Source organism: Pseudomonas sp. Irchel 3A5, assembly GCF_900187575.1.
Classification (GTDB): domain Bacteria; phylum Pseudomonadota; class Gammaproteobacteria; order Pseudomonadales; family Pseudomonadaceae; genus Aquipseudomonas; species Aquipseudomonas folii.
The window spans coordinates 19,168-33,113 of sequence record NZ_FYDU01000015.1 but is presented as its reverse complement, the minus strand read 5'-3'; the positions used below and the strand labels follow the sequence as shown (position 1 = coordinate 33,113).

Annotated in this window: 12 protein-coding genes; 6 read left to right on the top strand and 6 right to left on the bottom strand. The window is 58.0% G+C overall.

Annotated elements, in window-relative coordinates; translation table 11 throughout:
- Positions 1–19: 19 nt before the first annotated feature.
- The gene (locus CKW31_RS22635; RefSeq protein ID WP_095100376.1) at positions 20–1,375 is read right to left on the bottom strand and encodes a 3-oxoacyl-ACP reductase; all 1,356 of its coding nucleotides are present in this window, start codon (positions 1,373–1,375) and stop codon (positions 20–22) included.
- A gap of 114 nt (positions 1,376–1,489) precedes the next feature.
- On the opposite strand from CKW31_RS22635, the gene CKW31_RS22630 reads away from it, so the two are divergent.
- Positions 1,490–2,767: an acetyl-CoA C-acetyltransferase gene (locus CKW31_RS22630; RefSeq protein ID WP_095100375.1), complete on the top strand. Its 1,278-nt coding sequence runs from the start codon at positions 1,490–1,492 to the stop codon at positions 2,765–2,767.
- 605 nt (positions 2,768–3,372) lie between these two features.
- On the opposite strand, the gene CKW31_RS22625 is transcribed toward CKW31_RS22630, so the two are convergent.
- Positions 3,373–4,401 carry a bile acid:sodium symporter family protein gene (locus tag CKW31_RS22625; protein ID WP_095100372.1) on the bottom strand — a complete coding sequence of 343 codons (1,029 nt, stop codon included), beginning with the start codon at positions 4,399–4,401 and terminating at the stop codon, positions 3,373–3,375.
- A gap of 84 nt (positions 4,402–4,485) precedes the next feature.
- Between CKW31_RS22625 and CKW31_RS22620 the strand changes: the two genes are divergently transcribed.
- Together CKW31_RS22620 and CKW31_RS22615 are read left to right on the top strand one after the other, a co-directional pair.
- Entirely contained in the window at positions 4,486–5,292 is an 807-nt protein-coding gene (locus CKW31_RS22620; protein ID WP_371856809.1) for a helix-turn-helix transcriptional regulator, read from the top strand.
- 235 nt (positions 5,293–5,527) lie between these two features.
- Positions 5,528–6,424: a PA4780 family RIO1-like protein kinase gene (locus tag CKW31_RS22615; RefSeq protein WP_095100369.1), complete on the top strand. Its 897-nt coding sequence runs from the start codon at positions 5,528–5,530 to the stop codon at positions 6,422–6,424.
- Positions 6,425–6,569: 145 nt separating this feature from the next.
- On the opposite strand, the gene cueR is transcribed toward CKW31_RS22615, so the two are convergent.
- The 3 genes from cueR to CKW31_RS22600 all read right to left on the bottom strand — a co-directional run bounded on the left by cueR (position 6,570) and on the right by CKW31_RS22600 (position 9,615).
- Positions 6,570–6,971: a Cu(I)-responsive transcriptional regulator gene (gene cueR, locus CKW31_RS22610; RefSeq protein WP_095100367.1), complete on the bottom strand. Its 402-nt coding sequence runs from the start codon at positions 6,969–6,971 to the stop codon at positions 6,570–6,572.
- A complete protein-coding gene (locus CKW31_RS22605) occupies positions 6,968–9,166 on the bottom strand; it encodes a cation-translocating P-type ATPase (protein WP_095100365.1) in 2,199 nt (732 codons plus the stop codon). The genes cueR and CKW31_RS22605 overlap by 4 nt, the downstream gene beginning before the upstream one ends.
- 68 nt (positions 9,167–9,234) lie before the next feature.
- Entirely contained in the window at positions 9,235–9,615 is a 381-nt protein-coding gene (locus CKW31_RS22600; protein WP_095100363.1) for a hypothetical protein, read from the bottom strand.
- A gap of 157 nt (positions 9,616–9,772) precedes the next feature.
- Between CKW31_RS22600 and CKW31_RS22595 the strand changes: the two genes are divergently transcribed.
- The 3 genes from CKW31_RS22595 to CKW31_RS22585 all read left to right on the top strand — a co-directional run bounded on the left by CKW31_RS22595 (position 9,773) and on the right by CKW31_RS22585 (position 12,953).
- On the top strand, positions 9,773–9,976 hold the full coding sequence (locus CKW31_RS22595) for a heavy-metal-associated domain-containing protein (RefSeq protein ID WP_095100361.1): 204 nt from the start codon (positions 9,773–9,775) through the stop codon (positions 9,974–9,976).
- Between the two features lie 285 nt (positions 9,977–10,261).
- Positions 10,262–11,458, top strand: coding sequence for a multidrug effflux MFS transporter (locus tag CKW31_RS22590; protein ID WP_095100359.1), 1,197 nt, complete (start codon positions 10,262–10,264; stop codon positions 11,456–11,458).
- 802 nt (positions 11,459–12,260) lie between these two features.
- Positions 12,261–12,953, top strand: a complete 693-nt coding sequence (locus CKW31_RS22585) for a helix-turn-helix transcriptional regulator (protein ID WP_095100357.1) — start codon at positions 12,261–12,263, stop codon at positions 12,951–12,953.
- Between the two features lie 12 nt (positions 12,954–12,965).
- Here CKW31_RS22585 and CKW31_RS22580 read toward each other — a convergent pair whose 3' ends face one another.
- Entirely contained in the window at positions 12,966–13,919 is a 954-nt protein-coding gene (locus tag CKW31_RS22580) for an adenosine deaminase (RefSeq protein ID WP_095100355.1), read from the bottom strand.
- Positions 13,920–13,946: the final 27 nt, after the last annotated feature.

Below are 13,946 nucleotides of genomic sequence, written 5' to 3'. Positions count from 1 at the left end.
TTGTTTATTGTCTTGCGCCTTATGCGCCGATGACACTCTGACCACAGACCCGCAGCACTTGACCGCTGACCGCACCAGCACCCGGTTGGGCCAGCCAGGCAACCCCCTCAGCGACGTCTTGCGGCAAACCGCCCTGACCTAACGAACTCATGCGTCGGCCCGCTTCACGCAGGGCAAATGGCATGCTTGAAGTCATTTTGGTTTCGATAAAGCCCGGAGCCACGGCATTGATACTGATACCGCGCTCGCTCAATACAGGCGCCATTGCCCGAGCCAGGCCGATCAAGCCTGCCTTGCTGGTGGCGTAATTGGTCTGGCCGCGATTACCGGAAAGCCCGCTGATCGAGGCCAGCAGAATGACGCGACCGTTATCGCGCAAGGTGCCGCTGTCCAGCAGCGCTTCAGTCAAGACTTGGGGGGCGTTGAGATTGACCGAGAGCACTGAATCCCAGAAATCGGCAGACATGTTGGCCAGCGTCTTGTCCCGGGTGATACCGGCGTTGTGCACCAGAATGTCGATGCCGCCCTGCAGATGTTCGATCAACTGCGCGCCCGCATTCGGTGCGCCAATGTCCAGCGTCAGGGCTTTGCCGCCCAGTCGTGCTGCCAGGGCATCCAGGTCTGATTTGGCCTGAGGCACATCCAGCAAGACCACCTCGGCACCGTCGCGAGCCAGGGTTTCGGCAATCGCTGCGCCGATACCGCGTGCAGCGCCGGTCACCAGTGCCCTGCGCCCGCTCAGTGGGCGACTCCAGTCCTGCACGTGTGTCGGGCAAGGACTCAGGCGGATGACCTGTCCGGAGATGAACGCGCTCTTGGGCGACAGGAAAAACCGCAGGGCACCTTCAAGTTGATCCTCCGCGCCACTGTCCACCTGTAGTAACTGCACAGTGCCGCCGTTGCGCATCTCTTTGGCCAGCGAGCGGCTGAAGCCTTCGAGCGCCTGCTGGGTGCTGGCAGCCAGCGGTTCGCTCAGATTGGCGGGTGAATGGCCAAGAATCACCACATGCGCGCTGTTATCCAGTTTTTTCAGCAGAGGCTGGAAAAATTCGCGTAATTGCTTGAGGTCGTCGGTGCGCGTGAAAGCGCTGGCATCGAAGACCACCGCTTTGATTTTCGGGCCTTGATCGACAGCCCAGGCCGTTGCGCCCGGCACCTCTGAGCCAAAGCTGTAGATCGACTCGGTCAAGCGTGGGGCAAACAGCCTGACTTGATCAGCCAACGGCCCGGCGCTGATCAGCAACGAACCTTCAACAGGGCGCAGACGTCCTGCCTGCCAGCGTTCCAGTCTGACCGGCTTAGGCAGGCCAATAGCGCCAACCAGGCGGCTGCCCAGGTCAGAGTTGGCAAAATCTATGTAGCGATCAGACGGCATGGAACACTCTCCTTGAGTCGGGGTTCAAAGGAGTTGACCACACTCAAGCGACGTTCGTTCGAGTATCCCCTACGCTGCTCATCAGCGAATCCGTATCAATAAAGGGAGTTTTCAATGAATCAGCCACGCCGGGTCGCCATCGTCGGCGGTAACCGTATTCCATTCGCTCGCTCCAACGGCCCTTACGCCACCGCGAGCAATCAGGACATGCTGACCGCCGCGCTAGAGGGTTTGATCGAGCGTTTCAACCTGCATGGCCTGCGCATGGGCGAGGTCGTGGCGGGGGCGGTGCTCAAGCATTCCCGGGATTTCAACCTGACCCGCGAGTGCGTGCTGGGCTCGCGCTTGTCCCCGCAGACGCCTGCCTACGATCTGCAACAGGCCTGTGGCACCGGGCTGGAAGCGGCGTTGCTGGTGGCCAATAAAATCGCATTGGGACAGATCGAGTGCGGCATTGCGGGCGGCGTGGATACCACTTCCGATGCACCGATTGGAGTGAACGAAGATTTACGTAACATTTTGCTGCAGGTTAACCGGGCCAGGTCCGTGGGCGACAAACTTAAACTTTTGTTGCAATTGCGTCCCCACAATCTTAAGCCGGAGCTGCCACGCAACGGCGAACCGCGCACTGGGCTATCCATGGGGCAGCACTGCGAATTGATGGCGCAAACCTGGAATATCCCTCGCGACGCACAGGACCAATTGGCGCTGGAAAGTCATCTGAAGATGGCCGCTGCGTATGCCGAAGGTTGGCAGAACGATTTGATCACGCCTTTTCAGGGGCTGACCCGTGACAACAACCTGCGCCCGGACCTGACCCTGGAAAAGCTCGCCAGTTTGAAATCCGCATTCGAACGCAGTGCCAAAGGCACGCTGACCGCGGGCAATTCGACGCCGCTGACTGACGGCGCATCGTTGGTGCTGCTGGCCAGTGAAGAGTGGGCCAAGGAACGAGGTCTGCCGGTGTTGGCATATCTGCGTGACGGAGAGTCGGCGGCGGTGGATTTCGTCAACGGCAAGGAAGGCCTGCTGATGGCGCCTGCCTATGCCGTGCCCCGGCTTTTGGCGCGCAATGGTCTGACGTTGCAGGATTTCGACTATTACGAAATTCACGAAGCGTTCGCTGCCCAGGTGCTGTGTACGCTCAAGGCGTGGGAGGACGCGGATTACTGCCAGACCCGGCTCGGGCTGGATGCGCCCTTGGGCTCAATTGATCGCAGCAAGATGAACGTCAAAGGCAGCTCATTGGCGGCTGGACACCCGTTTGCCGCAACGGGCGGACGCATCGTCGCCAACCTGGCCAAGTTGTTGAGCGTCGCGGGAGAAGGGCGGGGATTGATCTCGATCTGTGCGGCGGGCGGGCAGGGGGTTACGGCGATTCTTGAGCGGTGATGAGGGCCATTTCTTGAATTGGAAGTGGACTGCTATTTCTTGTAGGGATTCCAGGTTTGCCCGCAACCTGACGTGGGACCGGCTTTAGCCGGGAAGGCTGCATTCTGATCACAAAGGTGCGTTGGATGTACTGGCCCCTTCCCGGCTAAAGCCGGTCCCACGACATGGCGCCAAGAGCGGTGATGAGGGCCATTTCTTGAATTGGAAGTGGACTGCTATTTCTTGTAGGGATTCCAGGTTTGCCCGCAACCTGACGTGGGACCGGCTTTAGCCGGGAAGGCTGCATTCTGATCACAAAGGTGCGTTGGATGTACTGGCCCCTTCCCGGCTAAAGCCGGTCCCACGACATGGCGCCAAGAGCAGTGATGAGGGCCATTTCTTGAATTGGAAGTGGACTGCTATTTCTTGTAGGGGATTCCAGGTTTGCCCGCAACCTGACGTGGGACCGGCTTTAGCCGGGAAGGCTGCATTCTGATCACAAAGGTGCGTTGGATGTACTGGCCTCTTCCCGGCTAAAGCCGGTCCCACGACATGGCGCCAATTTTGGGGATTATCTTTGGGGATTATCACAAACAGGTTTTGCGTAATCCCCAAAAAGACTGCAATCAAGCCGCGCGGGCTTCCTCCAGCGCTTCAGCCGACAGTTGCAGCTTGTGCCGGTTGGAGTAGTTCTCGGCCATCACCGAGCACACGATCAATTGCAGCGGGTGGTAGATCATGATCGGCAGCAGGATCAGACCCAGGCCCGGATTGTTACCAAAAATCAGCGCTGCCATCGGAGCACCGGCTGCCAGGGATTTCTTGGTCGCACAGAACACCGCTGCCACCTTGTCTGCATGATTGAATTTCAAGACCCGGGCGGTTCCGGTGGTCAGTAGCAGGATCACCGCCAGCAATACAGCACTGCCTGCGAAGGCCATGACGATGACCGAGTTGCCTTGGGTTTGCCACATCCCCGACACCATCGAATTACAGAACGCCGCATAGACCAGCAACAGGATCACGATCTTGTCGATCAGGTTGGTGTACTTCTTGTGTCTGGCGAAAAACTTGCCCACCAATGGACGCACCAACTGACCCAGGATAAGTGGCAGCAGCAACATCAGGCTCAGGTTCAGCAGTGTGGAGCCCAGGTCGATACCGCCAGAACCGGTGCCGATGACCAGGCTGACCAGCCATGGCGTCATGAAGATGCCAAACACGCTGGACATGCTCGCGTTGAGAATGGCCGCCGGAACGTTGCCGCCCGCGCTGCCGGTCAACGCTACCGAAGAAGAAATCGTCGACGGCAGCGCGCACAGGTACAGGAAGCCCAGCATCAGCAATGCCGGTATGTACGCGCCAAAGGCCTTGTCGCACGCCAGCCAGATGACCGGGAACACCACGAAAGTGAAGACTTGCACCATGATGTGCAGCCGCCAGTTCTTCAAACCATGCCGGATCTGTTCACTGGAAAGATTGACGCCGTGGAGGAAGAACACCACGAACACGCCGACGTTGACGACGTATTCGGCATGCATGCCGCCACCCGTGGCACCGAAGCCTGGGAAGAAGTAGGCGAGAACCGTGGCCAGGACCATCCCGCAGAGGAACCAGTCGGTGACGACGCGTTTGAGATGTTTGAGGACAGACATAAGAGCTCGGCAATTGTTTGTAAAAATAGATGTCCGAAGGCTAACTCACTCGTAAACTTCCGTCTTGCGACATAAGGCCAATCCATAACGGCTAACGGACAATATCCTATGCATCGTCACGGCAGCGAGCGACAGATCCCCGCGTTAAGCGAATTGCCGCGTCCATTGTATGCCCGCGCCGAGAGCTTGAGCGCCGGGTCATGGACGCCGCCGCATCGTCATGAGTGGGTGCAGTTTTCCTACGCGATCAGCGGTGTTCTGGGCGTGCACACCGCCGAAGGCAGTTTCTTCGCCCCGCCACAGTGGGGTGTCTGGATACCGGCGGGGCTGGAGCACGAAGTGGTGACTTCCATGCGTGCAGAAATGCGCAGCCTGTATGTGCGCAAAGAAGATTCAAGTTGGGCCCCGCAACGCTGTCGGGTTCTGGAGGTGACGCCGCTGGCTCGGGAACTGATCAAAAGCTTCTGTCATTTGCCCGCCGAGTATCCCTTGGGGGACAGCAGCGAGGCGCGACTTGTGCAGGTGCTCATGGACCAACTGGCGCATCTGCCAGAAGTGGGGTTCTCGCTGCCATTGCCTCGCCATCCGCGTTTGCTGGAGCTGTGCAATGAGCTGATCGAAAACCCGAGCCAGTTGATCACTCTGCACGACTGGGCGGTACGTCTGGGCGCTTCGGAGAAGACATTGATGCGCCTGTTCCAGCGCGAAACGGGCTTGAGCTTTCGTGGCTGGCGGCAGCGTGCGCGACTGCTTTCATCCCTTGGCGCGCTGGAAAATGGTGACAGCGTGACCAATACGGCACTGGCCTGCGGTTACGACTCGACCTCGGCATTCATCGCTGCTTTCAAGGGGTTGTTCGGATTCACTCCCGGTGAACTGTTCAAGCAGTAACTGAGCCCGATTGTCGTACGCGATGCTTGCAGTCGCCGAAGTTTCTTACCCGGTGGGCGCGGTTTGTTTTTTGCTGTCTTACGGCATGAAAGCTGCTTTATATCGGGACGATGAGGGTTTTTCCGACAGAAACTATCCGCATCAAACGTCAGCTCCCACTACTCGCTGGCAGAGGATTGCCGTATAACGGGCAACAATCGCGTGTTTGGCAACGAAGGACCCACAATAAAAGCTGATGAAAACTCCTAAACGCATTGAACCCCTGATCGAGGACGGTCTGGTGGACGAGGTGCTGCGCCCGCTGATGAGCGGTAAAGAGGCAGCTGTTTATGTGGTGCGCTGTGGCAATGAGCTGCGGTGTGCCAAGGTTTACAAGGAGGCGAATAAACGCAGTTTCCGTCAGGCATCCGAGTATCAGGAAGGCCGCAAGGTACGTAACAGTCGTCAGGCACGGGCGATGGCCAAAGGCTCCAAGTTTGGTCGCAAGGAAACAGAGGATGCCTGGCAGAACGCCGAAGTGGCGGCACTGTTCCGGCTTGCCAGCGCTGGCGTTCGCGTGCCCAAGCCATATGACTTCCTCGAAGGCGTATTGCTCATGGAGATGATCGCTGACGAGTATGGCGATGCCGCACCGCGATTGAATGATGTGGTTCTGGAGCCGGATCAGGCTCGGGAATATCACGCTTTCTTGATCGAACAGATCGTACTGATGTTGTGTACCGGTTTGGTGCATGGCGATCTTTCCGAGTTCAACGTGTTGTTGACCCCGACCGGTCCGGTGATCATCGATTTGCCTCAGGCGGTCGACGCGGCGGGCAATAACCACGCGTTCAGCATGCTGGAGCGTGACGTGGGCAATATGGCGTCCTACTTCGGCCGCTTTGCGCCTGAGTTGCGTAAAACGAAGTACGCCAAGGAAATGTGGTCGTACTACGAAGCAGGCACGTTGTCGCCAGCGACGGTGTTGACCGGCGAGTTTGATGAACCGGAAGACGAGGCCGATGTTGGCGGCGTATTGCGGGAAATCGAAGCTGCGCGCCTGGACGAAGACCGCCGTCAGGCCGCCCGCGCTGCCGACGATGCTCCAGCGAACAAGACTGCCGAAGAACCGCCTCCGCCCTGGATGCAGTGATCAGCAGTTAATAAAAACCCGGCTTCGGCCGGGTTTTTTGTGGGGACGTTTCACGCTGTCCCGGTAGGAGCCAACTTGTTGGCGAGGCGGGGTGTCAGTTACCACGTCTCGCGAACAAGTTCGCTCCTACCGGTCTCTATCATTGCTAACTACAACACCCACCCGAAGCCAGATCCTTGAGGATCGGGCAGTCCGGACGGTCGTCGCCATGGCAGTGCTCGACCAGCTCCTGCAAGGTATCGCGCAGGCTGGCCAGTTCTTCGATTTTTTGATTGAGCTCGGCGATATGCTCGCGGGCCAGTGCTTTAACGTCGGCACTCGCGCGTTGCCGGTCTTGCCAGAGCGTCAGCAGCTTGCCGACTTCTTCCAGCGAAAAACCAAGATCCCGGGAGCGTTTGATGAATGCCAGAGTGTGCAGATCGTCCTTGCCGTACAGGCGATAGCCACTGTCACTGCGATGCGCTGCCTGCAGCAGGCCGGTAGCTTCGTAGTAACGGATCATCTTGGCGCTCAATCCGCTCTGTTTCGCGGCTTGCCCAATGTTCATGACTTTGCTCCCGGATCTTTGGGCTTCCACGTTTTAAGCAGCAAGGCGTTACACACCACGCTGACGCTGGACAGCGCCATGGCTGCACCCGCCAGTACCGGATTGAGAAAGCCGAATGCCGCTAATGGAATGCCGATCAGGTTATAGACGAACGCCCAGAACAGGTTCTGGCGGATCTTGGCGTAGGTCTTGCGGCTGATCTCCAGTGCTGCCGGAATTAATGCCGGATCGCCGCGCATCAGGGTAATCCCCGCCGCGTGCATGGCGACATCAGTGCCGCCGCCCATGGCGATGCCGATATCCGCGGCAGCCAGAGCGGGCGCATCGTTGATGCCGTCACCCACCATCGCCACAACGCCATATCGCTTCAGATCCGCGACTGTCGCGGCTTTGTCTGCTGGCAGCACTTCGGAATGTACGTCACGAATGCCCAACGCTTCGGCGACTACTCTGGCGCTGCCGTGGTTATCCCCTGTGAGCAAGTGGCTGCTGATGTTGCGCGCGGCCAATTGCTCAACGGCCTGCTGTGCGCCGGGCTTGAGTGTGTCTCCAAAGGCGAACAGGCCTAGCACTGCGGGGTTCGGGCTCTGCTCGATCAACCAGGACAAGGTCCGGCCTTCGGCTTCCCAGGCACGGGCTGCATCCGCCAGTTCTTCCATGTGCAGACCGCTTTGTTCAAGTATTCGCCGGTTGCCCAAGGCCAGATCGCGACCGTCCAGCGTTCCGGCAATACCGACGCCAGGCAGGGCATGACTGTTTTCAATACTCGCTGGATGCAAGTGCCAGTCCCGACACGCATCCAGTACGGCCTTGGCCAACGGATGCTCACTGCCACGTTGCAGAGCGCCAGCCCATTCCAGCACTTGTTCTTCATTGCCGCCTTTGGCGCAGAAGTGGGCGATTTGCGGTGTGCCCGAGGTGAGCGTGCCGGTCTTGTCGAATACCACCGTCGTCACTTCATGAGCGCGCTCCAGCGCCTCGGCATCCTTGATCAAAATGCCGTAGCGGGCTGCGACGCCAGTACCGGCCATGATTGCCGTGGGGGTTGCGAGCCCCAGCGCACAGGGGCAGGCGATTACCAACACCGCAACGGCGTTGATCAGCGCAGTCTCCATCGGCACGCCAGCCACCAGCCAACCGGCAAACGTAAAAAAGGCAATGACCAGAACGGTCGGGACGAACACCTGGCTGACCCGGTCCACCAGTTTCTGAATGGGAGCCTTGCCTGCCTGAGCGTCTTCAACCAATCGAATAATGCGCGCCAGAACCGTTTCAGTACCCAGCGCCGTGGTTTTCACCAGCAGACGCCCCTCGCCATTGATTGCACCACCGGTGATCTTGTCGCCGACCTGTTTGGGCACCGGCAGACTTTCCCCGCTGATCAGTGCTTCGTCGGCATGGCTTTGGCCTTCGATCACTTCGCCGTCTACAGGGAAGCGCTCGCCCGGCTTGACCAGTACCAGGTCGCCCAGTTTCAAAGCTCTGATGGCGATGTCGTGCTCATGACCATCAATGACTTGCAGGGCGCGATCCGGGCGCAAGGCTTCCAGCGCGCGGATCGCGCTGGCGGTCTGCCGTTTGGCGCGACTTTCCAGGTATTTGCCCAGCAGCACCAACGCAATGACTACCGCTGACGCCTCAAAGTACAAACGCGGCATTTCGCCGGGGGCGGCAGTGACCCATTCATAAACACTCAGGCCGTACCCGGCACTGGTGCCCAATGCCACCAGCAGGTCCATGTTACCCGCTCCGACGCGCAGCGCTTTCCAGGCGGCCACGTAAAAGCGCGCGCCAAAAATGAACTGTACCGGGGTGGCCAGCGCGAACTGTGCCCAGGCAGGCAACATCCAGTGAACCCCCAAGGGTTGCAGCAGCATGGGCAGAATCAGCGGAATTGACAGTGCTATCGCCAGAATTAACGCCCAGCGCTCTCGGGTCAGTGTGCGAAGCTGCTGGTCGGCTTTCGCGATCGGGTCTTGATGCGCAGTCGCGGTATATCCGGCTTTTTCGACTGCCGCGATGAGGGTGGCGGTGTCCGGCCCGCCGTCCGTCTCGATGTGCGCCTGTTCACTGGCAAGGTTGACGCTGACGGTCCTGACCCCTGGCACTTTGTTCAGCGCACGCTCGACCCGACCTGCGCAACTGGCGCAGGTCATGCCGGAAATCGGCAGATCGAAGTTGAGCGGATTGAGCATGTTCATTCTCCCTGAAGGCCGTTGCCTGCAAGGATCAACCTTTCCACGAGGACAAGGTCAAGTCCAGATCAATAATTCAGATCGGCGCGTTTGAGATACATGCCATTGAGGCTACTGGCGATTCGGTATTTGAGAATATCGCCGGCTTGAATCTTGATGTTGGTGTTGCTCTGCGCCTCCATGCCGGGGTCGCAACCGAATACTGCACCTGGCAGCACACGCAGACGAATCGCGACGTTACCTGCTGGCAAGTTGAAGGAAACGGACTGTTCCTGGAACACCCGGCCCGCGAGCTGGTCCTGAATATAGATGCCGATCTCGCAGGACGAGGCGACTTCCAGCCGCTCGCGAGAAATGATCAGAACGCCATAATCCTGATCAGCCTGAACTGCCGGGGAAGCAGCCAACAGGCCGAGAATGCCGAAGAGGCTCAATGCTGACCAGCGCATCGCTGATACTCCTGATGTAAACGGTGATGATGCAGCTTGGCCGAGCCTTGCGCCGAATACCAGCCCGGCAGACAAACGAGAAACTTGACCTTGCCATGATGGGAAGGTGAAACATGGCGTCATCGTGATCCACAGCCCTGTTTGAAGGAGTAGCACCATGCAACGATTCAACGTTCAAGGCATGACCTGCGGCCACTGTGTCAAAGCGGTGACAACTGCCATCAAGGAGCAGGACCCCAGCGCGCTGGTGCAAGTCGACCTGCCGACCGGTGAAGTAATTGTCGAAAGCGATCTGACCGGCGAACAGGTTATTGGCTTGATTGGTGAGGAGGGGTATCAGGCGCAAATCACCCAGAAATAAGTGAGTTGGAATAATCCCTGTGCGCTGCGCTCGGTGTGGGACCGGCTTTAGCCGGGAGAGGGCGGGACAGTCGCTGAATCTGTGTCGTCTGATAGTCAGCTTTCCCGGCTAAAGCCGGTCCCACGTCGGGCCTCACTTGCGGGAAAATATGGAATCTCCGGCGCAGGTGAAATCTCCTACGGGGCGCGGCCGTGAAACTTTTTGAAGTAATTACCTTCTCCTGACACTCAGCCCGCACGGGCCCGGTTAAACTGTCGGGCTGCACGAGCACTGTCTGGACGCCTCATGAACCTTCGTACCATCCTTATTCTCGGTGCGCTTAGCGCCTTCGGCCCTTTGGCCATCGATTTCTACTTGCCAGGTTTCCCGGCCATCGCTTTGGCGTTTGGCACTGACGAGAAACACGTTCAACTGACCCTGGCCTCTTACTTTCTGGGCCTCTCCATCGGCCAACTGGCCTATGGTCCTGTGGCTGACCGCTTCGGTCGGCGGATTCCGCTGCTGTTCGGCGTGACGCTGTTCACTCTGGCTTCCCTGGCTTGCGCCTTCGCGCCGAATCTGGATTGGCTTATTGGCGCGCGCTTTGTCCAGGCGCTTGGCGGTTGTGCGGGGATGGTGATTTCCCGGGCGATTGTCAGCGATAAATGCGATGCGGTGCAGTCGGCCAAAGTCTTCTCGCAATTGATGCTGGTGATGGGGCTGGCGCCGATCCTTGCGCCGATGCTCGGCGGGTTACTGGTCAATTTATATGGCTGGCAATCCATCTTTATCAGCCTGACAGCGTTCAGCGCACTGGCATCCTTGGCTGTGGCGCTCGGATTGCCTGAAAGCATGCCTGCCAGCCATCCGCGTCAGCCACTGGCGGGGGCGTTCAAACAGTACCGCAGCTTGCTGGGGGACCGGATTTTCCTCGGACATGCATTGACGGGCGGCATCGCCATGGCGGGGATGTTTTCCTATATCGCCGGTTCGCCATTCGTATTCATCAAGCTTTATGGCGTGCCCGCGGAGCACTACGGCTGGTTGTTCGGCACCAACGCTGCCGGCTTCATTCTGATTGCCCAGCTCAATGCGCGGCTGGTAGGCAAGAAAGGCCCGGCGTTCCTGCTGTCGCGTACGGTCTGGATTTATCTGGCTGCGGCGCTGACGTTGCTGGCTATTACCGGTTTGCGTACCGAGGCACTTTGGCCGTTGCTGGTGCCGTTGTTCATCTGCATTGCCAGCCTGGGTTGCATCATCCCCAACGCGTCGGCCTGCGCAATGAATGGCCAGTGGGCGCGAGCCGGGAGTGCGTCGGCGATGCTGGGATGTCTGCAATTCAGCGTGGCTGCCGGTGCAGCAGCGTTGGTCGGTGTGTTGCACGATGGCACTGCCGTTCCCATGGCTCTGGTCATCAGCCTGTGTGGCGGGCTGGCGGTCACTATGTCTGTGTTGACTCGACGCTTGCAGCAAAAGCGCGACGCGTCAGTCACTCAGGCCTGATTGATGCTCCCGCCTGTGTGCGGGAGCCAACCCGGTTATATCAACCGGGCGACAGTCGATTGCTTCCAATATATCCATTGCCAATGAATGCAGATTGATTGTCCATGTGCCGATAATTAATGCTGAGGTGAGTTCTGTTTATATTCCCTCAGTGTTACTGGTAAGTAGCTACAGGTATTGTAGATTTATCCTACGGACGTTTCGGAAAGTGACGAGTGTAAATAGGATTGATGGTCGTTAGCTGCGAACATGGGCTCTACTATTTGTCTTATTTTATTGAGCGTTTCTAGTTGTCTATGTTGTAGGAAAATGCCGTGCACGATGTGACGGATTTTCTGGTTTCGGGGTTGAGGGCCTTTGTGGCTAGGGTTCGACAGGCATCCTTGTGATGTTTTCAGGAATGTTTCCCTTGTGAAAGATTGGGCAAGGTTCATCCGGAAATTCTGGAGGCTCCCGATGTAACGGTGTGTTTGCCTGATCGGGTGAAAGGTTCCAAGGCTTATACTGATCATCCGGAGTTGGTGGAACCATAGTTATGTAAGTCCCGGTCGATCGCCGGGTCGTTGCATCTTTTACTGGCTCCACGTTAGACCTTTACGTAAGTCGATAATACCGTGCCAGTGCAGTAATCAATATCCTGGGCGTCTGAAGAGCTTTTCTGGTTAAAGACTGTCAGTCACCTGAGGGTTCTACTTCACTGGCTCATTACGGCCTCGACTACAGCGGTCTGGCTTCTTGTTTACAACTGTATTACTGCCACCATGTCATCGCGATAGACGATGTTTCAACAGGGAGTGAACATATGGAATATGCACCTTGCATCAGCCACGTTGCAACATTGCTGGCTGACCCGAAGCGTAGTGCAATGATCTGGGCCTTGATGGACGGTACTGCTCGATCCGCCAGTGAGCTGGCTCTGCTTGCAGGACTGACGACATCATCTGCCGGGGCGCATTTGGCGCGTCTGGCGACTGGTGGTTTATTGAAGCAGGAAGTGCGGGGCCGCAAGCGCTTTTTTCGTCTGGCGGGTCCGCAGGTGGCGACGGCACTTCAAGCGCTCGCATGCGCCTCGGCCGTGAGTACAGCACAGATCAACCGTAATGTTGCGCAACCTTTGCCTTCCATGCCGTTGCGTGAGGCGCGTATTTGCTGTGATCACCTTGGCGGTGATATGGCGGCCGAGTTGTATCAGCGGCTGCTGGGAGCGGGTTGGATCGAGCAACAGGAGCATCGTGTCGAGGTCACCAGCGTGGGGGTGGCGAGGTTTGCGGAGCGGGGGATTTATGTGCCCGCACTTGCTTTGCGCCAGCGAGAAACTGTTTGTGCCTGTGCCGACAGGAGCGAGTTCACGCCGCATTTGGGCGGTGCATTAGGGGCAGGTTTGTTGCAGCTTTTTATTCAGATGGGTTGGCTACGGATCACTGAGGAATCGAGCACCCTGCAAGTCTCGTCAAGCGGGCAGCGCGAGATCGACAAGATCGCGGCTGCCGCCTGAGGAGGGGTCAGATCAACGCTTGATCAGTCGTGCGTCAAGGCTGTTTTGTGCCAGACGTTTCGCCTGATCTTCGGTCATGCCCAGATGGGTGTACAGCGCATGGAAGTTCTCGGTGACATAACCGCCGAAATAAGCTGGATCGTCGGAATTCACCGTGACCTTCACGCCACGCTCAAGCATGTCGAGGATGTTGTGTTTTGCCATGTCGTCGAAGACGCAGAGCTTGGTATTCGACAGCGGGCAGACCGTCAGCGGAATCTGCTCATCGATGATGCGCTGCATGAGACGCTCGTCTTCGATGGCGCGTACACCGTGGTCGATACGCTGGATTTTCAAAAGGTCCAGCGCTTCCCATATGTACTCGGGCGGGCCTTCTTCCCCGGCGTGGGCCACGGTCAGGAAGCCCTCATCACGGGCACGGTCGAAGACGCGTTTGAACTTGCTGGGTGGGTGACCCATTTCCGAACTGTCCAGCCCTACGGCGACGAACGCATCGCGAAACGGCAGCGCCTGGTCGAGGGTTTTTTCTGCTTCTTCTTCGCTCAAATGACGCAGGAAGCTAAGAATCAGACCGCTGCTGATCCCCAACTTTGATTGACCGTCTTTCAGAGCGCCCGTGATGCCATTCAGCACCACTTCGAACGGAATACCCCGGTCGGTGTGGGTTTGCGGATCGAAGAAGGGTTCGGTGTGAATCACGTTCTGGGCTTTGCAGCGCTCCAGATACGCCCAGGTCAGGTCGTAGAAGTCCTGTTCGGTACGCAATACATCTGCGCCCTGGTAATAAAGATCGAGAAATTCCTGCAGGTTGTTGAAGGCGTAAGCGCCGCGCAGGGCTTCGACGTCATTCCACGGCAGCGCGATCTTGTTGCGTTCGGCGAGTGCGAAGAGCAACTCGGGCTCCAGAGAACCCTCAAGGTGCAGGTGCAGTTCTGCCTTGGGCAGGGCGTTCAACCAATCGTACATGTGCTTTTCTCATCAGGTGCAGATGGT

Excerpts from the sequence above, each read along its gene's own strand:
- cueR (WP_095100367.1), bottom strand. The coding sequence starts at position 6,971 with ATGAACATTGGGCAAGCCGCGAAACAGAGCGGATTGAGCGCCAAGATG.
- CKW31_RS22615 (WP_095100369.1), top strand. The coding sequence starts at position 5,528 with ATGAAAACTCCTAAACGCATTGAACCCCTGATCGAGGACGGTCTGGTG.
- CKW31_RS22590 (WP_095100359.1), top strand. The coding sequence starts at position 10,262 with ATGAACCTTCGTACCATCCTTATTCTCGGTGCGCTTAGCGCCTTCGGC.
- CKW31_RS22580 (WP_095100355.1), bottom strand. The coding sequence starts at position 13,919 with ATGTACGATTGGTTGAACGCCCTGCCCAAGGCAGAACTGCACCTGCAC.
- CKW31_RS22600 (WP_095100363.1), bottom strand. The coding sequence starts at position 9,615 with ATGCGCTGGTCAGCATTGAGCCTCTTCGGCATTCTCGGCCTGTTGGCT.
- CKW31_RS22595 (WP_095100361.1), top strand. The coding sequence starts at position 9,773 with ATGCAACGATTCAACGTTCAAGGCATGACCTGCGGCCACTGTGTCAAA.
- CKW31_RS22635 (WP_095100376.1), bottom strand. The coding sequence starts at position 1,375 with ATGCCGTCTGATCGCTACATAGATTTTGCCAACTCTGACCTGGGCAGC.
- CKW31_RS22630 (WP_095100375.1), top strand. The coding sequence starts at position 1,490 with ATGAATCAGCCACGCCGGGTCGCCATCGTCGGCGGTAACCGTATTCCA.
- CKW31_RS22625 (WP_095100372.1), bottom strand. The coding sequence starts at position 4,401 with ATGTCTGTCCTCAAACATCTCAAACGCGTCGTCACCGACTGGTTCCTC.
- CKW31_RS22585 (WP_095100357.1), top strand. The coding sequence starts at position 12,261 with ATGGAATATGCACCTTGCATCAGCCACGTTGCAACATTGCTGGCTGAC.
- CKW31_RS22605 (WP_095100365.1), bottom strand. The coding sequence starts at position 9,166 with ATGCTCAATCCGCTCAACTTCGATCTGCCGATTTCCGGCATGACCTGC.